The sequence below is a fragment of the Limnospira sp. PMC 1279.21 genome, assembly GCF_032349615.1.
GTDB lineage: Bacteria > Cyanobacteriota > Cyanobacteriia > Cyanobacteriales > Microcoleaceae > Limnospira > Limnospira fusiformis.
In genome coordinates this window covers 1-23074 of the sequence record NZ_JARPLU010000025.1, presented here as the reverse complement: position 1 = coordinate 23074, position 23074 = coordinate 1, and the positions used below count along the sequence as shown (strand labels likewise).

General features: G+C 44.6%; 20 protein-coding genes and 1 pseudogene. 12 read left to right on the top strand and 9 right to left on the bottom strand.

Annotated features, from left to right (window positions below; genetic code table 11):
* Positions 1 to 6 precede the first annotated feature (6 nt).
* Positions 7 to 1383, bottom strand: a complete 1377-nt coding sequence (locus P5683_RS05965) for a YvcK family protein (protein ID WP_315639510.1) — start codon at positions 1381 to 1383, stop codon at positions 7 to 9.
* 39 nt (positions 1384 to 1422) lie between these two features.
* Between P5683_RS05965 and P5683_RS05960 the strand changes: the two genes are divergently transcribed.
* From P5683_RS05960 to P5683_RS05950, 3 genes are all read left to right on the top strand, one after another.
* Complete coding sequence (locus P5683_RS05960; protein ID WP_146743248.1) at positions 1423 to 1620, top strand: hypothetical protein; 198 nt, start codon at positions 1423 to 1425, stop codon at positions 1618 to 1620.
* Positions 1605 to 2387, top strand: a complete 783-nt coding sequence (locus P5683_RS05955) for an ABC transporter ATP-binding protein (protein WP_193520410.1) — start codon at positions 1605 to 1607, stop codon at positions 2385 to 2387. The genes P5683_RS05960 and P5683_RS05955 overlap by 16 nt, the downstream gene beginning before the upstream one ends.
* Positions 2388 to 2460: 73 nt before the next feature.
* Positions 2461 to 3843 carry an MlaD family protein gene (locus P5683_RS05950; protein ID WP_315639509.1) on the top strand — a complete coding sequence of 461 codons (1383 nt, stop codon included), beginning with the start codon at positions 2461 to 2463 and terminating at the stop codon, positions 3841 to 3843.
* Positions 3844 to 3847: 4 nt separating this feature from the next.
* Here the strand turns inward: P5683_RS05950 and gatA are convergent, their stop codons facing one another.
* Positions 3848 to 5314 carry an Asp-tRNA(Asn)/Glu-tRNA(Gln) amidotransferase subunit GatA gene (gene gatA / locus P5683_RS05945; RefSeq protein ID WP_006621483.1) on the bottom strand — a complete coding sequence of 489 codons (1467 nt, stop codon included), beginning with the start codon at positions 5312 to 5314 and terminating at the stop codon, positions 3848 to 3850.
* Between the two features lie 159 nt (positions 5315 to 5473).
* Between gatA and P5683_RS05940 the strand changes: the two genes are divergently transcribed.
* The 6 genes from P5683_RS05940 to P5683_RS05915 all read left to right on the top strand — a co-directional run bounded on the left by P5683_RS05940 (position 5474) and on the right by P5683_RS05915 (position 10142).
* On the top strand, positions 5474 to 5941 hold the full coding sequence (locus P5683_RS05940) for a helix-turn-helix domain-containing protein (protein ID WP_008057148.1): 468 nt from the start codon (positions 5474 to 5476) through the stop codon (positions 5939 to 5941).
* 28 nt (positions 5942 to 5969) lie between these two features.
* Positions 5970 to 6560 (top strand): COP23 domain-containing protein, encoded by a 591-nt coding sequence (locus P5683_RS05935; RefSeq protein ID WP_006621480.1) that lies wholly within the window; start codon positions 5970 to 5972, stop codon positions 6558 to 6560.
* A gap of 92 nt (positions 6561 to 6652) precedes the next feature.
* Complete coding sequence (locus tag P5683_RS05930; protein WP_006669127.1) at positions 6653 to 7669, top strand: serine protease; 1017 nt, start codon at positions 6653 to 6655, stop codon at positions 7667 to 7669.
* A 122-nt stretch (positions 7670 to 7791) separates the two neighbouring features.
* Complete coding sequence (locus tag P5683_RS05925) at positions 7792 to 8844, top strand: M23 family metallopeptidase (protein ID WP_006621478.1); 1053 nt, start codon at positions 7792 to 7794, stop codon at positions 8842 to 8844.
* 109 nt (positions 8845 to 8953) lie between these two features.
* Complete coding sequence (psbP, locus tag P5683_RS05920; protein ID WP_006621477.1) at positions 8954 to 9496, top strand: photosystem II reaction center PsbP; 543 nt, start codon at positions 8954 to 8956, stop codon at positions 9494 to 9496.
* A 13-nt stretch (positions 9497 to 9509) separates the two neighbouring features.
* Entirely contained in the window at positions 9510 to 10142 is a 633-nt protein-coding gene (locus tag P5683_RS05915; RefSeq protein ID WP_006621476.1) for a nucleoside triphosphate pyrophosphatase, read from the top strand.
* Here P5683_RS05915 and P5683_RS05910 read toward each other — a convergent pair.
* The 5 genes from P5683_RS05910 to P5683_RS05890 all read right to left on the bottom strand — a co-directional run bounded on the left by P5683_RS05910 (position 10139) and on the right by P5683_RS05890 (position 16047).
* Positions 10139 to 11137: a homogentisate phytyltransferase gene (locus tag P5683_RS05910; RefSeq protein ID WP_006621475.1), complete on the bottom strand. Its 999-nt coding sequence runs from the start codon at positions 11135 to 11137 to the stop codon at positions 10139 to 10141. The two genes, P5683_RS05915 and P5683_RS05910, sit on opposite strands and share 4 nt — an antisense overlap.
* A 178-nt stretch (positions 11138 to 11315) precedes the next feature.
* Positions 11316 to 12221, bottom strand: coding sequence for a site-specific DNA-methyltransferase (locus P5683_RS05905; RefSeq protein ID WP_315639508.1), 906 nt, complete (start codon positions 12219 to 12221; stop codon positions 11316 to 11318).
* Positions 12222 to 12405: 184 nt separating this feature from the next.
* Entirely contained in the window at positions 12406 to 12807 is a 402-nt protein-coding gene (locus P5683_RS05900) for a hypothetical protein (protein WP_008057127.1), read from the bottom strand.
* Positions 12808 to 12885: 78 nt separating this feature from the next.
* Positions 12886 to 14898 (bottom strand): FAD-dependent oxidoreductase, encoded by a 2013-nt coding sequence (locus P5683_RS05895; protein ID WP_315639507.1) that lies wholly within the window; start codon positions 14896 to 14898, stop codon positions 12886 to 12888.
* A gap of 186 nt (positions 14899 to 15084) precedes the next feature.
* Positions 15085 to 16047, bottom strand: coding sequence for a serine hydrolase (locus P5683_RS05890; RefSeq protein ID WP_006621471.1), 963 nt, complete (start codon positions 16045 to 16047; stop codon positions 15085 to 15087).
* Positions 16048 to 16081: 34 nt separating this feature from the next.
* Here P5683_RS05890 and P5683_RS05885 point away from each other — a divergent pair, with 34 nt between their 5' ends.
* The 3 genes from P5683_RS05885 to P5683_RS05875 all read left to right on the top strand — a co-directional run bounded on the left by P5683_RS05885 (position 16082) and on the right by P5683_RS05875 (position 22104).
* Positions 16082 to 16879: a C40 family peptidase gene (locus P5683_RS05885; protein ID WP_006621470.1), complete on the top strand. Its 798-nt coding sequence runs from the start codon at positions 16082 to 16084 to the stop codon at positions 16877 to 16879.
* The gene (locus tag P5683_RS05880; protein ID WP_071533527.1) at positions 16876 to 17817 is read left to right on the top strand and encodes a lysylphosphatidylglycerol synthase domain-containing protein; all 942 of its coding nucleotides are present in this window, start codon (positions 16876 to 16878) and stop codon (positions 17815 to 17817) included. The genes P5683_RS05885 and P5683_RS05880 overlap by 4 nt, the downstream gene beginning before the upstream one ends.
* Before the next feature lie 144 nt (positions 17818 to 17961).
* Complete coding sequence (locus P5683_RS05875) at positions 17962 to 22104, top strand: diguanylate cyclase (protein WP_187757933.1); 4143 nt, start codon at positions 17962 to 17964, stop codon at positions 22102 to 22104.
* A 98-nt stretch (positions 22105 to 22202) separates the two neighbouring features.
* On the opposite strand, the gene P5683_RS05870 is transcribed toward P5683_RS05875, so the two are convergent.
* Complete coding sequence (locus tag P5683_RS05870) at positions 22203 to 22370, bottom strand: response regulator (RefSeq protein ID WP_315641799.1); 168 nt, start codon at positions 22368 to 22370, stop codon at positions 22203 to 22205.
* 610 nt (positions 22371 to 22980) lie between these two features.
* Positions 22981 to 23074: pseudogene (locus P5683_RS05865) on the bottom strand (IS630 family transposase); the annotation flags it as partial.

Here is a 23074-nt window from a genome sequence, read left to right as displayed (position 1 = left end):
AATTGTCTAAACTCTGCTATACCAACGTAGGAGGACTTGGGCGAGTCGTTTGGAGTTGTGGCGGACATAGCCAGTTTCGCTATCAACTTCAATGATATTGGTTAATACCATTTTTCGCCCTAATTCCTTGACGGCTTCCCGGTCAATAAAAACTGGGTGAGAGTCTTCTTGAGCATAGCGGATTAATGCTTGAGCCGGGGGGACTTTTCCTTGCACTAGGACAGCATCAAATAGTTGATGGCCACAAGCCTCGTCGATCGCCCGAATGTGGTCGGCGACGCTGTAGTTATCAGTTTCTCCCGGTTGGGTCATGACATTACAAACATAGATGCGGGGGACTTGGCGTTGAGCGATCGCTTCCGTAATTTCTGGGACCAATAAATTGGGGATAACGCTAGTGTAGAGGCTACCAGGTCCGATAATAATCAAATCTGCTTCTTGAATGGCATTAATAGCTTTAGGAAGGGCTGGGGGGTTGGCAGGTGTGCAACCAATTTTGACAATTTTACCCCTAGCTTCTGTAATACTGGACTCTCCATGAATACGACGACCATCTTCTAATTTAGCCCACAGGTGAACATCGCTGAGGGTAGCGGGTAGGACTTGACCGCGAATAGCCAAGACCTTAGAACTAGCTGCGATCGCCCTTTCCAGGTCTCCGGTCACCTCTCCCATAGCCGTGAGAAATAAATTACCAAAACTGTGACCTGTCAAACCATCCCCAGCCCGAAATCGGTATTGGAATAATTCGGTCAATAGCTTTTCCTCATCAGCTAAAGCCGCTAAACAGTTGCGAATATCTCCTGGGGGTAATACTCCAATTTCGCGACGCAAGCGCCCAGAGGAGCCACCATCGTCCGCTACGGTAACAATAGCCGTGATATTAGCGCTGTAATCTTTTAAACCCCGCAGCAGGGTTGATAGACCCGTGCCGCCGCCAATAACTACGATTTTCGGACCTCGGTTGAGGCGGCGCAATGCTAGGAGGCGATCGACCAATTCCTGATCACCTTCCGGGGTGAATACCTGGGTAATAGAGTTAAAGCTGCGACTCTGACCCCAAAAAACGAATAGTAAACCCGCCAAAATTAGCAACGGTCCAGAAACCGAGTTAGGGATAATTTGGGTAATCCATTCCAGAAATCCCCTGAGCAGTTGCAAAATATAGAAAATTGGGGTCATTCCTGTCCAGATAGCTAACCCCAAACTGGTCAACAATACCCCTCCGGCGCTAATAAGTAACCACCGTTTGACTAGCAAACCGGGGGCTAACCATTTGAACCACTGTCCTATTCGTGAGGAGGAACGGTAGCCTGAGCGACTCCAATTTAGTCGGAGTTTGAACAGGCGACGCAGTTTCAATCTAAGGGAAATAATCGACATTGATAATAGACCTCAATAAAAATCTGTGGTGGTTAAATTTTGGCAAACCTAATTCGAGATGATAGCCTGTATCTCGCCATTTCTAGTTATATGGATATGGTGCATAGGGAAGAGTCTATGGCAAATTGGGAATGGCAGTATATCTTGTATATGTGCCATAGCTTGTGTATTACAGGCGGGTTGATTGATAACTATGTCCGGGAACCGAATCCAAATCTAATATGTCTGAGCCACTAATTGAACTGCGAGCAATTTCTAAAGCCTTTGGTTCCAATGTGATTTTAGATGGGGTAGATCTAAAAATCTATCCTGGTCAAGCGTTGGGAATTATCGGTCCTTCTGGGACGGGAAAATCAACGATTTTGCGGATTATAGCGGGGTTATTACCTCCTGATGCTGGAGAAGTATATGTCAAGGGACAACTGCGACGGGGTTGGGTGGATGATCTTAGTGATCCGATTGGTATTGGGATGGTGTTTCAGAATGCGGCTTTGTTTGACTCTCTTAATGTTCAACAAAATGTGGGATTTCGCTTGTATGAACACAGCAGACTTTCCCCGGCTACTATTCGTCAATTAGTTGAAGAAAGGCTAGAAATGGTGGGTCTGCCTAATATTTGCGATCGCTATCCAGCAGAATTATCTGGAGGAATGCGAAAACGGGTGAGTTTCGCCAGAGCCATTATGCCCAACCCAGAAACCCCAAGTGATAATCCCGAAGTTATACTGTATGACGAACCAACCGCCGGTTTAGATCCGATCGCTTCAACGGTGATTGAAGATTTGATTCGCAGCCTACAAAAGCGGGACGGGGGTGGCAGCACCTATGTGATGGTGACACACCAAGATAGTACAATCCGCAGAACCACAGACCAGGTAATTTTTTTGTATAAAGGTCAAATTCAATGGCAAGGGTCAATTGAGGAGGCTTACAAGTCCACCAATCCGGCGCTGAGACAGTTTTTTACGGGCAGTGTAAGCGGACCCATTCAGGTGGTCAATTAGCTGATGGGATCCTGAAATTTGTTAAGTTAGCCTAACATTATGAAGATGGGACAGACAGATGAGAGGATGAATTATGCGATCGCGAAGTGTCCGTGAAGGATCAGTCGGTTTGTTGATTATATTGGGAGTGGGGCTATTTGGGGCCACAGCTTTTTGGCTGCGGGGGATCAGTCTTGGTCAGCAGAGTTACCAAATTCGGGCAGAATTTCCTAGTGCTACTGGTCTTCAAATTGGCGTACCTGTACGATATCGGGGGGTAAGAGTCGGGCGGGTTACCAGAATTCAACCCCAGTCTAATGGGGTGGAGGTGTTGCTAAATATTGAATCTACCGATTTAGTAATGCCACGAAATTCCCAAGTTTTGGTCAATCAGACGGGTTTTCTGAATGAAACATATATTGATATCATCCCCAATATAGTCTTAACTCCTGAGCTGGTGGCTGCTAACCCCATTGCTGCTGACTGTCCCTCGTCAGATATTTTGTGCCATGAGAGTTCGGTTCAAGGTTTACCGGGTATTAGCCCCGATCGCCTCATGGAGACTATGCTTGATTTAGGGGAACTCTATGGCAACCCGGAATTATTTGCTAATCTAAATGCTGCGGTGGAAAATACCGCCCTCGCCGCCGCCGAAGCCACCCAACTGACCACCAAAATGGGGCAATTAGTTGATATAGCTAAATTGGAGTTGGGTAATTTCAGTGCATCCGTGGATCAAAACATGAACTTATTTTCCTCGGAAATGACTCAACTTTCCGATCAGCTAGAGCGCTCCATGCAGGAAGTCAGCGGAGCAGCACTGCAGTCGGCTAATTCCTTAGACCAGGTTACTGGTGATATAAGTGCCTTAACTCAAGAGGTAAATGCCCTGGTTGCTACCAATCGCTCCACTTTGCTGACGACCTTAAATAATATTAATGAAACCAGCCAGGAATTGAGTGTAGCGATCGCTACACTAACCCCAGTTATAGCCCGATTTGAACAGGGGGAACTATTAACCAATCTGGAAACCTTATCAGCCAATGCCGTGATCGCCTCGGAGAACTTGCGAGATGTTTCTCAGAGTGTCAACAACCCGGATAATATAATCTTACTGCAACAAACCCTAGACTCGGCCCGTTCCACCCTGCAAAATATGCAGAAAGTGACCGCAGATATTGAAGATTTGACAGGAGATCCGAGATTGCGCGATAGTTTACGGAGGATCATCAACGGCTTGGGTAATATTCTCGCCTCCACCCAGGAGTTAGAACGCCAAACCGCTGTTGCCGAAACCCTAGCCCCCCTCAGTCAAGCGGCGGACGCGGGGGATGAAAAAACCATGAAACTGCTATTCTCAGAAATCGATTCAGATATATCCGATTTATGGGCTTTGGTCAGTTCACCAGACACCGCCGCTAATTCTCCCCGGTGGACTATTGACAGCACTTCCTCAGTAGAGATTTATGGGGAATAGTTAACTATGAGCTGGGTATGTTTGGGTTATGCTTATGCCAAGGGGTGGCTTGTTCATAAGCATGGGCGACTTCAAACAGACGACTTTCGCCGAGAACTTTGCCAATTAACTGCATTCCAATGGGGAGACCCTGACTGTCAAATCCACAGGGAACGCTGATCGCGGGTAAACCGGCTAAATTGACGGGAATTGTCATCAGGTCGGAAAGATACATACTCAGGGGGTCAGAGGTTTTTTCTCCGGCTTTAAAAGCGGTGGTGGGAGAGGTAGGACAAACTAGGACCTCTACTTGAGTAAAAGCGCGATCGAAATCTTGTTTAATCAGGGTGCGGACTTTTTGGGCTTTCAGATAATAGGCATCATAGTAACCAGCAGACAAAGTATAGGTTCCTACCATGATCCGACGTTTGACTTCCGCCCCAAAGCCTTCGGCGCGGGTTTTGGCGTACATCTCAATCAGGTTATCAGCATCAGGAGTGCGGAAACCATATTTAACCCCGTCATAGCGGGCGAGATTAGCGGAAGCCTCGCTGGGGGCGATAATATAGTAGGTGGGTAGACCATAGCGGAACCGAGGACAGGAGATGACCTGAATTTCTGCGCCTAGGCTTTGCAGGACATCGATCGCTTTAGTAACGGCTTGTTCTACTACGGGATCTAAGCCTTCCCCGAAGGTTTCTTTAATTACCCCAATTTTGATTTTGCTTCTGGGTTTGAGGGAGGGCTTTAAAAAATCGCTATAGTTGGGGATCTCTACGTTAAGACTGGTGGAGTCTTTGGGGTCGTAACCAGCGATCGCATTTAGCAAAATCGCCGCATCTTCGACCGTGCGACCAAAGGGGCCAATCTGATCCAACGAAGAAGCATAAGCTACCAACCCATAGCGGGATACTAGCCCATAGGTGGGTTTCATGCCTACAACTCCACAGAATGAGGCTGGTTGACGAATGGAACCCCCTGTATCCGAACCAAGGGCAACTACTGCCTGGTTGGCTGCTACGGCTGCTGCTGACCCGCCAGAGGACCCTCCGGGAACTCTGGTTATATCCCAAGGGTTAGCGGTGATTTGAAAGGCTGAGTTTTCGGTGGAACTTCCCATCGCAAACTCATCTAGGTTGGTTTTTCCGAGTATAACTGCTCCGGCTTCTATGAGTTTGGTGGTCACAGTGGACTCATAGGGAGGCACGAAGTTCGCGAGAATTTTCGAGCCACAGGTGGTGGTAATCCCTTCCGTACACATATTGTCTTTGACGGCTATGGGAATGCCTGCTAATAATCCGATTTCGTCTCCGGCTGCAATTTTAGCATCGACCTGTCGGGCTTGTTCTAAGGCTCGATCTGCGGTAATACACAGAAAACTTTTAAGTGTGGGTTCTAGTTTATTAATGCGATCGAGCGCTTCGGTGGTGATTTCCACAGCAGAGCGTTCTTTATTTACCAGTTGTTGGTGCAACTCGCAGATCGATGCCATGCGGTCTCCTCTGTTTTAGTTCTAATATTTGAGTTTAGCGAAAAATTGGTAACACTTTACTACCTGATCAGTGGCGATCGCTAAATTTTTGTTTGATCCGGAAATTTTGCCAAACTGACGATAGATCAAGCAGTGTTGTGGATGATGAGATGAGGAGGTATGCCACCAAAGGCTCATATTGAACCCCATTTATCGGTTGATGATCTCAAAAACCGTTACCGACAAGCTAGAGATACTACTGAGTCGCGTCGGTGGCATCTTCTTCATTTGGTTGGCAGCGGTTGGACGATCAAACAGGCGGCAGAGGTTGTGGGGTTAAATTACGACTACGCCAAAGAGATTATCCGACGTTATAACCACGAGGGCCCACCTTCGGTGAGAAACCGTAGTCGCGATCGCCAGCCCCCTGTGGCGCGATCGCTTTTGACTAAATCACAGCAAAAGGAACTCAAGCAGGCTTTGCAAGGTCCGGCTCCTGATGGGGGACCCTGGTCTGGCCCCAAGGTAGCCCAGTGGATTGCTGAACGCACTGGCCGCCAGCACGTTTGGCCCCAGCGGGGGTGGGACTATCTCAAACGATTAGGGGTCAATTGGAAGCAACGGAACAATTCTGGTTCGGAATTTTGATCTATTCAGTTATCTGGTTCTAAGGACAATGAAACCAAAATATCTCTTTAATTTAGCCACGGGAGGAGCGATGGCGATCGCTTCTTTCTTTGTTTCTAATGGCACAGCCGCTGAAGAAACCGAAATCACACAGTTTCCGCGCCATCGACATCAGCTATATCAGCCACATCAGCGATATAATACAGTAGTGGAACAAGAGTTTTTTTGTGGACGTAGTGATGATGATGTCCCTACTACTTTTGTCCGCAACTCGCGGGGTACTTTTCCCGTAATTCGTTGGGTTTCTTTGGTTTTTAATCAGGCTGGTTATGTGCCACAAACTCGCTGTCGCCAAGTTTCGGCTAAATTTCAGGAGTTCTATGAGCGCGGATTACTTAATTATGTGACTACAGGAACTGTTAATCGACAGCCAGTTATCTGTGTTTCTGATGCTAAGGATGGTCCCTGTTTGGGGGTTCTATTTACTCTCAAACCTAATCAAGATGCTCGCCGCACTATCCGACAGCTTTTTGCTCTACAAGCTAATGCTAATGCTGGTCCTTTGTCGGAAACTGATTCCCGTCTATATTTGGATTTCCAAGAATACCTAGATCAGCAAATTACTTTTAATTCTGATTAAATGCTGATCCTTCTGCCTCCTTAGTTGAGGGGTCCTGGGCGTGAGGAGGGGGCAGGAATAATTAATCATGGCAGTTTTTGATGAGGATTTATATGCTATTACTGCCTTTTTTAATTGCTAATTTTTCGGGAATTTGGCAGCATCATTTAGATTATTTTTTTCTACCTAATAAGTTACCCGCCATTACTTGCTCTACTAATCCGGTATGTGGCGAGGGTGAATGCCGACCTTGTAGCCCTCAAGAGTTGAAGGCGATCGCTGAATCAATTACAGTCAAAATCATTTCTGGGTCAGCTTGGGGGTCGGGAATTATCATTAAAAGAGAAGGTGATTTATATACGGTTTTGACTAATGATCATGTCATCAATACCGAGGAATCTCCCTATTTAATCCAAACTCCTGATGGTCAGATTTATCAAGCCGATTTACTCAAGAATTATTCCTTACAAGGACAAGATTTAGCCCTGATTCAGTTTCAGGGTAAACCTCAAAATTATGCGATCGCTTCTTTCCATCCTTCCGCTACTCTCTCACCCGGTGATAAAGTATTTGGGGCGGGTTTTCCATTTCCGATAGATGCCGATAATATTCAACCCATTAACTTTCACAATAATCATGGCAAACTGATAGACAAAAAACCATCATTAGATCATCTATTTAATCCCAAATCATCCCTCGCCAAATTCCCGGATAAAAAATACCCTCCCACCAGAAATAAAGGATTGAATTTAACCAGAGGGAGAGTCTCTTTAATTCCCGAAAAACCCTTTAAAAACGGTTATCAAATTGGCTATACTAATCCGATCCAAAAAGGCATGAGTGGCGGCCCCCTGTTAGACCGTTGGGGAAAGGTAGTCGGTATTAATGGAATGCACGCTTATCCCCTGTGGGGAGACCCCTATATTTATGATGATGGTGAACAGCCACCCCCAGATTTACGGGAACAAATGAGACATCTAGCTTTTGCCATTCCTAGCGATCGCTTGACTGAATTAGCACCGGAATTTTCCCCAACTACCCATTTATATATTACTGAAATTAATGCCATATTATGGCAATTTAACTATCCTGATTTTCCGTGGTTTTTACTGCCAGAAATTACCCAATAACTGGAGAAAATTACCCACATATCTTCTGGTGGCTGGCGACTGCGTAAAGAGTAAGGCCAACCCGATTAGGGATTTGCTATAATTACTAACGACACATATAAGACATATCCAACATCTGACAAATGCTCAAACACCTGCGATATCTATGCTTATTTATGTTGGGGTTAGGACTATCACTGCTGATAGGTTGTGTTCCTCCGTCAATCAGTTTCAGCCTTAATTCCGAACCGGATACAGTGGCGATCGCCACAGATAGTGTGAGTTTGTCTCCACCGCTGAAATGTGAATTAAATAAAGATTGTTTAGTGATTTTATACACCGATCGCGATCCGAGTCCCCAAGCCGTAGATTTTGGCTGTGGTCGTCAAACCTATGATGGTCATAAAGGAACAGATTTTGCCATTCCCGATGAAAGAATGATGGCCAAAGGAGTCCCCGTATTTGCATCAGCCTCTGGTCAGGTATTAAGAGTCCGTGATGGAGTCGAAGATCGGCGAATTAGACATCCTGCGGAAAGGTCAAGGGTAGAGGGTCAAGAATGCGGTAATGGGGTAGTTATTGACCACGGAAAAGGTTGGGAAACTCAATATTGTCACCTGCGGCGGGGTAGTGTGGCGGTTAAATCAGGCGATCGCGTCAATACTGACACAGTGTTAGGAATGGTGGGAACATCCGGTTTAACCTCCTTTCCCCATGTTCACATCACCGTTACCCACCAAGGACAGGTAGTTGATCCTTTTGTCGGTCCGACCTCCTCACCCGGTTGTCAGATTAGCTTAGATCCGATTTGGAATCAACCCTCTGGGTATAATCCCACAGGTTTAATTAGGGCGGGATTTTCCACAGAACCCCCCGACATGGACCAACTTTGGGATGGGAAGCATTCAGAAACCGTCTTGTCCGCACAAATTCCCGCCCTATTATTCTGGGTACAAGCCTATGGTATTTTAGCGGGGGATGAGGTGAAATATCGGATGATTGACCCCAGAGGTAATGTGGTAGTTGACCATAATGACCGCATTCAATCTCCCAGTCTCACCTGGGTCGGCTATGTGGGACAAAGAAATTCTGGCGCTAGTCTACTTCCAGGAGTCTGGAAAGCTGAATACAGCCTTACCCGTGGCGATCGAGTTTTAATAAATGTGCAACGACAGGTTGAGTTAAATTTGACCTAACCAGAGTTAAACAGCCGATTAATGGGACAATGGTTATACTGTCGATCGCTGTCAGAGTCGCTCAAGACTCGATCAAGCATCGATTTTGCAGTAATGGAAATGTGTTTCAATGTTCAAACGAATTGCATCAATTATCCTAGTTGTTGTTAGTCTCACCCTGGGGGGATGTGTAGCCACCGGGGGAGGTCTAAAAAGTTTTGTGGACACAGCAGATGGCTATGAGTTTCTTTACCCTAACGGTTGGGTGGAGGTGAGGGTCTCTAATGGACCCGATGTGGTTTTTCACGATATGATCGACTCCACCGAAAATGTTAGTGTGGTGATTAGTTCTGTGACTAGGGGTGATAGTTTAGAGGAAATTGGCACTCCCACAGAGGTGGGATATACTCTCAGTAAAAATGCGATCGCCCCAGAAGGTTCGGGTCGGACAGCCGAGTTGGTGAATGCTGGGAAAAGAGAATCCACCAATAATACTTACTATTTACTGGAATATGCTGTGACTCTTCCTAATCAGCAAAAACGGCATGATTTCGCTAGTATTGCTATCAGTCGGGGTAAGTTGTTTACCTTGAATATATCCACCAGTGAACAGCGTTGGCAAAAAAGCAAAACTCTGTTAGAACAAGTGGTGCGATCGTTTACTGTTTATTAACGGAGATTCTGATATGGTGGACTCAGCTATCACTTTCGTCCTGGCTTCTGCTTCCCCAGCCAGACATAGACTCTTAAAAACTGTGGGAATTGAGCCAGTAGTAATTAAGAGTGATTTTGATGAGTCTAGCATTCAGATTGATGATCCGACTGCATTGGTAGAACAACTCGCTAAAGCCAAAGCGGAAGCTGTGGGGAGACGGTTAAAAGACCATCCCCATAGCTATTTGGCAAACGGCAAAAATGCGCTAATTTTGGGCTGTGATTCGGTGTTGGTAATGGGGGGTGAAATTTACGGGAAACCTGCTGATAAACTAGAAGCGATCGCCCGTTGGCAAAATCTTAGTGGTAATGTCGGACAGCTTTATACTGGTCATGCTTTACTGGATTTGAATAAACCCAAACTTTTGGTTTTATCTCGCATAACTCATGTGCATTTTGCGACTGTTGATCAGGAGGAAATCCGGTCTTATGTGGAGACCGGAGAACCTTTGAACTGTGCGGGATGTTTTGCGATTGAAGGGAAAGGGGGGGCTTTTGTTGATAGGTTAGATGGCTGTCATACTAATGTGATTGGTCTGAGTTTACCTCTGCTGCGGTCAATGCTGCGCGAGTTGGGGTATGGCATCACTAATTTTTGGAATTAACCTAATAAACAGGCGATGGGGAATAGTATATATTCCAGAAAAAACAGTTTCCATAAGAGTTGGTAAAAATTGGCGATCGCTTGTTTTTCCCCTAGGTCTACACTGGTGCTTTGCCACCACATAAAACTCAGTAATATCAGATTAGTCATCACTAAAAATACTGGGTTTAAACTTTCATAAACTAGGAAAGCCGCCGCCATCATCCCTAAATAACAGATGGTGATTACTCCCCTAGCTAGATTAAATACGGCTACGGTTCCGAGGCGGATGGTAAAGGTGGTAATATGATATTGGCGATCGCCTTCAATATCGGGGATATCCTTAAAAATGGCAATAGCAAACGTAAACACCAAAATAAATAGGGTTAACACCCAAACCGTCGGGGGTATTACCGGAATTTGCCATAATTGGGGGGTTGATAACTGCTGGCTAAAATGACAAAACAGCCCCAGGTTGACAATCACCCCCCGGACTGTAAATATACATAATGCCGCCCAAACTGGAAATCTTTTTAAGCGTATGGGAGGGAGGGAATAGGCGGTGCCGAGAATTAAACTAATCCCAACAGTAGCTGCCAAAAAAGGCCCCCCAACCACGGCTAAAATAACCGCTAATATCCCTGTAGTGGCTACGATAATTTGACCCTGGCGGCGAGAATATACCCCAGACGCTAAAGGTAAATCGGGTTTATTAATTACGTCTATTTCGATATCTTCTAATTGATTAAGACCGACAATATAGATATTCCCACACAGACAGGCTATCCAACTAATCAGCAGGATGATTAAATTGGTGGGGACAAAAAGGGGATTTTCCCATGTAGTAGGATTAAGTTGATCACTAAATGCGATCGTAAACAACCCCAACACACTGAGACTGGTTCCGATAATGGTATGTGGTCGGGAAAACTTCCAGAAAGCATACAGCCAAGGCGCATTTTTCTGAACCGAGTTTCCAGTAACTTTTGGTAATGTAGTCGAGGAAGTCTGATTCATAATTGAGTTAAACTGATGGTCAATTAATCGTTAATATGCAATAGAGTTAATTGGTGAGATTTTCCATGGTATCCCACCCACAAAATCAGGGAATTGTGATAGTGTTTAGCAGCATCTTAATCACCTAGATGGATAGTATAGCATACCACCATAATTTTGAGGAGATTATTAATATTAATTAATTGGGCAGCGTGAACAGGCTGGGTTGAATAATAATTTCATCAATTCTATTTTGAGCCATTTTTTGATAGGTCTTGACCAGTTCGCAGCCAATAAACTTTCTGTCATGCTTAATAGCAACAACTCCGGTAGTACCTGAACCAGTAAATGGGTCTAAAACCAGATCTCCTTTACGAGTTGATGCCAGTAGACATATTTTAACTAAATCTTCTGGATAAACCGCAAAATGTGCATCCCTGAACTTACCGAGGGGTATTTCCCAAACAGTTCTCTTGTTTCTTCCTTTGGGGTGAAATGCTTGGTCCCATCGACCATCATGCAAATTCTGATTACCGGAGTTTTTGCCATTTTCTGGGGTGCTATTTCGTTTCCCAAAATGATTCCTACCGCCTCTCATTTTTGATTGTTCGGTAAATGTGATATGAGGTTCCCTAATGGCATCAGCATCATAATAATAATCAGTGTTTTTAGAAAACATGAAAATATATTCATGGTCAGTAGTTGGTCTATTTTTCACAGAGGATGGCATAGCATTTGGCTTTTTCCAAATAATATCACTGCGGAGAATCCAACCCCTATCTTTGAGAGCAAATGCCACCCGCCAAGGAACACCCTCAAGTTGTTTATTCCGATAAGTATCACCTAAATTCAGCCACAGCAAACCATTATTTTTTAGTTTGGGTTTTACCACTTCAAAGCAGGTGACCAGATTATTAATATAATCGGTTACATTTGCTTCTCTACCTATCTCGTTGGCACAGCCATCTTTTCCGGTGTAATTTCGATGCCCAAAATAGGGAGGGCTAGTAATTATGGCTTGGATAGAATTATCAGGAATAATTACAGATACAGTGCGGATATCCCCCAACAGAACTTTATTAATAATATGGATGAGATTATCCATTATCTAAAACACCTTGTATATACTTATTTAACTTAATTTGACTGGCTTCATCAAAACCACAAAAGAGGATTCAAATTAAAATGAAAAACCATGTCCATTTGATTGGTAATGGTTGTTATTTCTGATATTGACCAGTTATTGGCGATGATAACCACTATAATATAGCATGGACTTCCCGATGATTTTAAGTCCTGTACAGCCCCCATAATATCCCGAGTAAATAAATGTGCATGACCTCCTTTTTCCATCGACTTATTAGGGGTGCTAACCTCTGCTGAGGTGCATCTCTAATCATCCAGGCAAAAAAGTAAAAGCAGGCTTTTGGGTGGGGGTAAACTCTGCCAATACCATCAAAGAGTAAAGGACGCTTTTCTTCCGGTTCTGCGTAGCAAGCATAAATAATAGATGCCATTTCATCTCGGGTGGCTGACATCATAATCTCGTTGAGTTCTTTATGAGAACCTGTTATCTTTTTGGCGTTTTTTTCTACCCATTGGTAGAAAGGCTTGGCTTGATCAGCAAGTTGGCAGAGTTCTACTAATCGGTAGTGTGTAATATCTACTTGGTGAACTATAATCTCCTTCATCTGATCAGTTTTAGATTCATTGTTTAAGCATTATTACCGAGTTAATGCTAGTAGTTAACTCTAGTCAAATGTCAAAAATTATCTCCAATTTTCCCAAGAACGGTTAAAAATGGAAGTGCGGGGAAATGCGATAGGATTACCATTTTCTTGGATGAACCATTGTAACTCATCTAGTAAAGGCGATCGCCTTGGTAAATCCGCCACTAATTGATAGGGAAAAACATCATTATCAAAAGCAAAAACCGCCGTCATTCCCGCCGCCGCACCCGAAGACCATTCAAAGGAATGCACCCGGTAAGCCGCCGCCGCAATATGGCTAGTAGCAATACTTTTACCCACCACTAATAAATTATCAATTTCCTGGGGAATCATAGCCCGGAGAGGAATTTGGAAGGGGTAAGCCTGTCCTTGTCCGAGACGTTCTCCCTCTCTTTCAGTATTTCCGGGAGTTTCGTGGGGGCTTAAAGTCATACATGGGTGAAAATCGATCGCATAATGTCCAATACCCACCGTATCAGGATAAATGGTAGATCTTCCTCTGCGGGAAGTCTGTTCAACGGTTTGATTTCTAGCGACTAAAGCTGGTAATTCCAACCCAGCCAAAGCCATCCATAACTCCCTAAATTCTGATGCCGAGAGATTTTCCCGGTAAAAATCCCCGGCAAAATCATTACGAGAAATATCAGTTTCCCAAATCATAAACCCTTGAGGTTGACCGAAGGAAGGGCGACCAATAATCCGTCGCGCCTCTCGCATATAGGGAAACTTAGAGAGTCCGTGGGCGGTTCCCATGGGCTGATCAAATCCTCTCAAAAATCGATGTAGTGGGTACTTATTTTTCACACCATCGCCCAATTGAGAATCAGTAGTCCCCTTGATTAACCAATAAAAGAAACCTTTGGCATTTTCTTCGCCATATTGCAAGGACTGCACCCGTAGTCCGCCCATCCAATTTCCGGGTTCTAGCTGCCCGCTGGCGGCTAGTTGTCGGGGAGTTAGGATTAAATTGTCCTGAGAGGTTCCCGGACGGTAATCATTGCCCCAAGTCCAGTTTTGCATGGAGATATCCCCTGGATAAATAGTCCACCTGCGTGGGTCGGGGTGAAAAGGTCCTTCTGGGTTTTCGCTGTGAATGCGACGGTAAGTAAACACTAGGGTAAAATTAGCTAATCGCTGCAATTCATAGCTGTAGTAGGGCGCATAGCGTTCGTAAAATGGTGGTTTTTCGATGGGTTCTGGCTCGGCGAGGGCTTTCATGGCGAAGGTATAGGTGAAACCCTGGGTGCAATAGGGGTCTCCGGTGACGCTGGAGGAGGTGGGTTCTAGGGGGTTGCGTGGGTCTATACCCAAGTTGTGGGGAATATTGGTCATTCCGATAATTTCCCCGGTTTCTGTGGCTTCTACCACGTACCAGTTAGCGGTTTGTTTATCTGTATTGGCGGGGAGAAATTCGATAATGGTTTTCGTGAGGCGGGGTGAGTCTTCCCAACTGTAAGCATCTTCAATAATTTGGGATAGGGGTTCGCTATTTAGGGGGGGTGTACCGGGGGCGGCTTGATGTTGAATGGCGATCGCACTGAGAATTTGTCTATCTGCTATTTCTACATATTTGGGAACAGTATTAGGAAACCATTTTAAAGTACCTTTACCCTGTTTTGCCGCATCTTGTAGCATTGATAATAAAATGGCGTGACCGTCATAAGGTCGGAAACAAGACTCGCTTACCCAACAAGCACCAGGGTTCAAAATCCCATATTTTTCTTTGATGCGATCGCGCAATTCTAGGTATCCTCGCGGGAAAAATAATAGCGATCGTTGTGTGGCGCGTTCATCCAAAGCCGAGGTTCCCTGGGAGGAAATTTGACCCCCTACCCAGTCAGTAATATCCGTTAAGCAAACTGTCCGACCTGCTAATAATGCCTCATAGGCTGTGGCTGCGCCTGCTAGTCCGCCACCAAACACTAAAATATCACAAGTTTCTTGAGTATCTGTAGTCCTGGGTAAACTCGCCTCCGCTACTTGCTGACTGAACACCGAAGCCACTAGACCCAAGGCAATTTTTACATAAAACGCAGTTTTAATAATCTTCATAATATGTTACCATATAAAACCTGATCATTGCGCGTGAGTGCGTCAATTGGTAGGATACCTCAGACGGATAAATTGACAATTTCAACCATTATATATTCCCTTGACCAAAATTGGTAAGATGCGTCAGAGAGAGCCATGATAACTTTCACCTGAGATGTTCAGGTCTGACGCACTTATGGTTGGGGTTTAGGGTTGGTGGGGTAGCCAGTCGCCTATGCTATCTTTCATGGCAGCTACCACTAATTGAGAAATATAGGGTAAAATCTCCGGGTTTTTACTTTGGGATTTACCCTCGGTAAAAACTACTAATAAATACGGTAGTAAATCGGGAATTTCAATATAAGCTGCATCATGTCTAACTTGAGAAGTCCAGCCCGCCTTTGACCATAACTTAGCATTCTCAGGTAGTCCCTCCCCTAAAAATTCCTTAACCTGATTTTCGGGGTCTTCTGCTAAGGCTGCTGGCTCAAGATTTCTGTGCATCAATTGCATCATTGTTTGAGAGGCTTCCGAAGATGCTGCTACACCTCCGACAATGCTATGTATTAGCCTGGCTGTGGCATTAGTTGTCAGCATATTACGGTTTTCCATCAGTTCCCCTAAAAAGGCTCTTTCCCTACCATAGGCACCATCACACCAGGTTTTTTGATTGACATTAATTGATTCAAGTTCCGGCCAATTCAGGGATTGAAAATAGCGATTAATGATATTTCGTTGATATTTCCAAGTCTCGAAGGGACCGGGTGATAATTCGGGACCGCTGGTGGTTCCAGTTAATACATCCACTACTAAACTGGTAGCATCATTGCTAGAATGTGCAATCATATCTTTAATGGCACGTTCTAACTCGGGAGAGATTTGCAACATACCCTTTTCCACCCACTCGTAAACAGCCACCAAGTAGAATAGTTTAACTACACTGGCTGGATAAATGCGTTCAATTCCCCGATATGCAAACCCCCTAACAGGATATTTCCAAAATTCTTCGGGAGTAAGTGCGCCTCCGGTATTCACAGAAACTGGCGGGTCATAAATTACCCAGGTCATGGCTATTTGATTGGCGCTTAGTCCTGGAAATTTACTCCGGGTTGCCTCTATAATGCTTGTGCCAAGAGTTTGTATCTTTGGGTCTGGATGGAAAAATGCCATAACAGGAAATTAGTTTTCAATATTGGTGACAAATATGGTCGTTGATGGATTATCGGATATTTTGGGGAAGGTGGCGACAGTTGTTGGCACTGATGCTACAGTGTCACTAAAGCTACTCCCAGTTGAGTATAAATGCAAAGGTGATCTGAATATTTATGATTCTCCTGAGTGTAGCACTCTGGCAACTCAGGCGGCTACTGGACGACACCTGCGCCTGTTTGAGGTTAACACGGCTGAGAATATTTCAGCTATACCTGTGCAATTGTGGGAGGATGATTACCCGGGTTGGTTGGCTGCGGGGGATGTTGAACATTTGCTAAAGCCTCCATCACCATTACCCCGTACAATTATATCATCCGAAACGATTAATCAGGCAATAAATAAGGCGATCGCATTTTGTCACCAAGCTGCAAAAATTGGTAATACTTACCTATGGGGAGGGACGGTCGGACCTAATTATGATTGTTCCGGTTTGATACAAGCTGCTTTTTCTCAACAGGGTATTTGGCTACCCAGAGACGCTTATCAACAACAGGCGTTTGTTCAACCTATACCACCAGTTATCTGGGAAATGCAGCCAGGGGATTTAGTTTTTTTTGGTACAACATCTAAAACTACTCATGTCGGTCTTTATTTGGGTGATGGTCAATATATACATAGTTCCGGCCCGGAACATGGTAACAATGGCATTGGTTATGATGAGTTGTGGCACCACGCAAATAATCCGGTTAGTCAATATTATGCCGAACATTTTATCGGCGTGGGTCGGGTAGTTTCTAGCTATCCTTTTGATGCTTTTGGTAGGTTTCATAGACAGAGGGTTAAGTTTTGAAATCCTATATATCTCGGTGTAAACCTTGGTTACGCTGGCTGGTTTTGGGCATGACTTTATTTTTCCTGGCTACGGCTATTAAAAACCACTGGCGAGAGGTGGCATCACTGCAAATTACTGGCAAAAGTTGGGGATGTTTAGCCATGGCTTTGGCAGTCACTTTTCTGGCTCATTTATGGTCTGCCTGGGTCTGGTTATTGATTTTAAGGGAGTTTCAATCTGTGGGTGATGCGGGGATTAATTATCGCCGGGGACTACAGATTTATTTGAAAACTAATATTGCTAAGTATATTCCTGGTAATATTTGGCATTTTTATGGGCGTATTATAGCTGTTAAAAATGCGGATATAGCTTTAGGTATAGCAACTTTAAGTGTTTTACTAGAGCCGTTATTGATGGCGGCAGCGGCTTTATTGATAGCTTTGATAACTATCAATACTGCTCATTTATGGTTGCAAATTTTATGTCTAATTGTGGTTTTAGGTGCTGTTCATCCGGGGATTTTAAATCCGGTTTTGGGGTGGTTAGGAAGAGTTAAATTAAGGTCGAATAATTTGGCGAATACAGAGGAAAAACCATCTACACCTATACAACTACAACGCTATCCGATTAAGCCTTTGTTAGGAGAGTTGGGATTTGTGGGTTTACGGGGCATTGGGTTTATGATAACTCTGGTGGCTATGGGGTATTTTAATTGGCTGGAAGTGCCGAGGGTTTTTGGTGCTTTTAGTTTAGCCTGGTTATTAGGGTTGGTGGTTCCGGGCGCTCCGGGAGGTTTGGGAGTGTTTGAAGCTACAGCTTTGGGATTATTAGAAAGCTCGATCGCCCCCGGTATTTTATTGGGGACGATCGCTTTTTATCGGGTAGTTAGTATTACGGCAGAAACGGCGGCTGCGGCTTGGGCGGCTGGAGATGAAAAAAGTAGAAACTCAAGGTAAATTGCTCTGGTTGTGGGTTAATTATCAATGCTGATGGTAATCTAACCATAAATATTATATAATCTGGTCAGCTCAACTTTAGTCTAGTTTGTGTCTTGATTAGATCAAAACATATTCCCCAGTGAAATTTTCTTGAGATCAGCTATGCAACCAGAAGTCAAATCAGCGATAATTCGAGATCCTTTGGTAGTATCAGGTGATTTAACCGTCATGGAAGCGATCGCCTGTATGAGTGGTGTCCGCCTTCAGTGCCAGATGACTGATAATATATCAATATCCGAGTCAGAACCAGACCTATACAGCCACTTAACTTGTGTAATAGTGTTGCAAGACCTAATGGTGGTTGGCATCCTGACACAGCGCGATATTGTGGGTCTAGCCGCCCAACAGCAAAATCTGGAAGAGTTGCTAATTCAGGAAGTAATGACTCCCTCTGTAATTACTGTACGGGAATCAGAACTTACTGACTCACTGACTACAATTAACTTACTACAAAAGCACCGCATTCGACATTTACCTATAGTTGATGATAGCGATCGCTTAGTGGGACTGGTGACCCATGAGAGTCTGCGAAAATTGATGCGCCCCATTGACTTATTACGGTTGCGGTTAGTCTCGGAAGTGATGACCCGCAATGTTGTATCTGCTAACTGTGATCAGACCATGTTAGAAATAGCCCGGTTAATGTCGGAAAGACGGGTGAGTTGTGTGGTAATTGTGGAAACTCAGGGTCATGGTGATCATGCTATGCCAATTCCCGTAGGAATTTTGACCGAGAGAGATTTAGTGCAGTTTCAATCCTTGAGTTTAAACTGGGAAAATATCCGGGCTGAAAATATGATGAGTTCCCCGTTATTTACCATTAAACCACAGGAGAATTTATGGGAAGTTCAGCAACTAATGGAACAGCGCCGCCTGGGGCGGGTGATAGTCACGGGGTCAAGGGGTGAACTATTAGGAATAGTCACCCAAAGCAGTTTGCTGCAATGTTTGAATCCGTTGGAACTCTACAAATTGGCGGAGTTGCTCGAGGAAAAGGTATCGCGGCTAGAATCGGAAAAATTCAAACTCTTAGAAAATCGGGCGGCTGAATTAGAAGCACAGGTTAAACAGCGTACTGCTGAATTAAGCAAGCGGGCTGAAGGCGAAAAGTTAATATCAGAATTAGCGACGAAAATTCGCTCATCCCTAGATTTACAGACCATTTTGGATACGACTGTTGACCAAGTGCGACAGGTGCTAAAATGCGATCGCGTTAATATTTGGCAGTTTGGCGATAATTGGGAAACGGTAGTTGTCGCAGAGTCTACTAATTCGCCTTTTTCTTTGATGGGAGAACGCATCGCAGATACCTGGTTTCAGGAAAACCAAGCGGAGATTTATCGCCAAGGAAAGATTAGGGTAGTGTCGGATATTTATACCACAGAAATGACGGACTGCCATCGAGAGATGCTGATCCGCCTTCATACCCGCGCTAAAATTTTACTACCTCTGCTGTGTGGTGATCAACTTTGGGGTCTGCTTAATGTTACTGAAAGTGAACATCCACGCCAATGGAAAACGGAAGAAGTGGAACTACTACAAGCGTTAGCTGTACAATTAGCGATCGCCCTTAAACAAGCCACTATCCATCAAAAATTACAGGTAGAATTACAGGAAAAAACTAGGGTAGAAGCGGAACTCAGAAAAACGGAAAATCAACTGCGGAAAGCTCAAAAAATTGCCGGACTTGGAACTTGGAATCTCAATCATAAAACCCAGACATTATCATGGTCTGAGGAGGTGTTTGCTTTCTTTGAAATTGAACCGGAAAACTTTAGCTATACCCACGAGCAATTGATCAGCCTTATACATCCCGAAGATCGCGATTTAGTCAATGATATGTATAACCAACATCTATGCGATCGCCAGTCTTATAGTGTGAGTTACCGGATTTTACTCAATGATGGTAGGATTAAGTATGCACAAGAATATTGCCAGACTATTTATGATGATAATAATCAGCCCATTATATCTGATGGAACTATCCAAGACATCACCCTACAAAAAGAATTAGAACAGGAACATATCCGCGCGGAAGCTATGCGACAACAGGCTGAATCTATTAGCCGGGAAGTGAAACTATTAGATAATATTTTAGATATCATCCTAGCGGGATATTGGGATTGGGATATTCCTGGTAATAAAGAATATATGAGTCCCGGCTTTAAGCGTATGTTTGGCTATGAGGATCACGAAATCCCCAACGTACCGGAAAGTTGGCAAAAACTGATTGTTCCAGAAGATTTACCGCGAGTATTCGATATGTTTGAAAAACATATAAAAAGTCGTGGTAAAATCCCCTACTACAACGAACTTCGATATCGCCACAAGAATGGTTCCACGGTTTGGGTGGTGTGTTCTGGACAGGTGATTGAGTGGGACGACGATGGTAATCCGAAGAGGATGGTAGGCTGTCATATTGATATTAGCGATCGCAAAAACTCCGAAATTGCACTTGCAGAAAGCGAGGCGCGTTATCGCAGCATTATTGAAACTACCCTAGAGGGGGTGTGGATAATTGATGGGGACGCTAAAACTACCTTTGTGAATCAGCGAATGGCAGATATGCTGGGTTATACTCCATCGGAAATGCTAGGTATGGGGTTAATGGACTTCTTGAACTCTGAAGACCAACTTGAAGCCCTCAACTACCTGGAAAGGAGAAAGCAAGGTATTCAGGAACAGCATACCTGTCAATTTCAACGCCGAGATGGGACGGCTTTGTGGGCGATCGTTTCTACTACGCATCAGTTAGATAACCAGGGTAACTTTGTGGGGGCTATTAGCTTATTAACTGATATTAGTCAACTGGTGAGTATTCAAGAAGCCTTAAAAACTTCGGAAATGCAGCTTAGTGGGATTCTGAATAGTTCCGAATATGGGATTATGGCGTTTCGTTCGGTTCGGAATGAACAGGGTAAGATTATTGATTTTGAATGGTTATTGGTGAATCCTAGCGCTGGTAAAGTAGTCGGTAAATCAGCAGATGAGTTAATTGGGAAAAGGTTACTGGAGGAATTGCCAGAGTATCAAGAAAGTGGCTTATTTGAACACTATGTGGAAGTGGTAGAATCGGAAAAATCCGTGAAAAAAGAGTTTTATTATAACCAGTATGGCATTGACTTTTGGTTTGAAAATATTTCGGTCAAATTAGGGGATGGTTTCGCGGTTACTTTCCGTGATATCACCGGAATTAAACAATCGGAAAAAGCCCTAAGTCTAGCAAACGAACAATTGAATAATCGGATCAATGAACTAGATCAACGCCATGCAGAAATGTTGCTTTTGAGTGAAATTAGCGACTTTATGCAGGCGGCTTTGACTGTACAAGAAGCCTGTGAAGCGATTAGCTATTTGCTAGAACCCCTTTTCCCAGAATGTGCTGGCGGAATTTTTTTGATGGCGGCTTCCCGGGACTCGCTGGAAATGATTTCTTCTTGGGGAAAAGAATGCACCTCAGTCTCGGTTTTTGTGCCGAAAGATTGTTGGGCTTTGCGCCGGGGAAGGGTACATTTATGTAATCATGAAAAAGGGGGTATTTCTTGCCGACATATTCAGGTAAGTTCTACCCTATCTTGCACATTGTGTGTTCCGATGATGGCTCAGGGAGAGACTTTGGGTTTGTTTTATCTAAGTACAGATTCGGCGACGGCTTTATCTGAGGGTAAACAGCAGCTTGCTCATACGGTGGCGGAACAGATAGGGATGGCGATCGCCAATTTAAACCTCCGCGCCACTCTGGAACATCAGAGCATCCGTGACCCTCTCACCGGACTTTTTAATCGTCGCTATTTAGAGGAATATTTGAGTCAGGAAATAGCCCGCGCCCAACGGCAAAAGCACCCCATTGGGGTCATCATGATGGATATAGACAATTTTAAGCATTTTAATGATACATTCGGTCATGATGCGGGGGATTATGTATTACAAAAAGTGGGAGAACTGCTGAAACAGAAGGTGCGAGAATATGATGTTGCTTGTCGCTATGGGGGTGAAGAAATGACCCTAATTTTGCCGGGGTCTTCCCTAGAAAATACTTCCATGAGGGCTGAACAAATTAGAGAGGCGATCGCCTCCCTTGTAGTAGCCAGTGGTGGTCAACATTTAGGCAGTATCACCGCCTCCTTCGGTGTGGCAGCCTTTCCCAAGCATGGTAGTATAGGTATAGACCTAATCCAGGCGGCTGATGCTGCTCTCTACCGCGCCAAAGCAGACGGACGCAACCGGGTTGTGATTATTCCATAATCATGAGAAACTTACGGCAACCCGCCCCTAAATTATGCTTTAGCGATCGCCGGTTTCCCACAAAGTACGCGCGTAACATTCGCCCCGCGGCTTCCAGTTCATCGTACAGGCGCAGGCTTAGTAAAATAGCCTCTCGCGCCTAATTGATAAGCCATCTGGCGGTGTCTGTCAGCGCCCCTAGAAGTTAACATAGCAATAGGTAGACCTTCGAGTTGTGGGTCTTTCTGCATTCCGGAGAGAAGTTCCAAGCCGTCCATACGAGGCATTTCAATATCACAGAAAAAGTTGGCTGGTTTTTTGCGCGGCGTATCTCAGCACCCGCCCCTACAGGGTGGGCGGTTTGTTGTTGGGTTGTTGTTTCCCCTGTTTGAGAACAGTCAGCCAATCTTTGGATTAAGCGATGGCTTTCCCTTCATGGGGTGGAAAGGTAAGGCTATACGTCTTGCTGCCTCGTATCGGACGATTCGGGTATGAAATAAGGCTGAGATGCCTGAAATAACCACCCTGTGGGGAATCCAGCCCCGAGTCTGGATATAAGAGGCTCGTCTCTGACCATCCCCATAACTGTTTATATGTCCCGACGTTTGGAACTCAACCTCTCCAAACAAGGCAGGGAACTCAAGGTCATAAAACAAACTGTTTTGATTGGGAAGTTATGACCCCATGATAACAATGAGTAGAGAGTGCGAAATGTTTAGGAGACCAAATAAGGCTGTTATGCCTGAAATCACCTCCTAGTGGGGAAGCCAGCCCCGAGTCTGGATAAGAGGTCGGAGCCTCGAACCATTCCCCATAACTGTTTATACGTCCCAACGTTTGGATTGAACCCCCAAACAAGGCAGGGAACTCAAGGTCATATAGCATTAGTCAAGGTGGTTAGGACGCAGCTTTGAGAACGGAATCCATGGCATCATCGAGAGAATCAAACTGCTCAATACAATGGCGAATGCGGGCTTTCAACCACGACCAA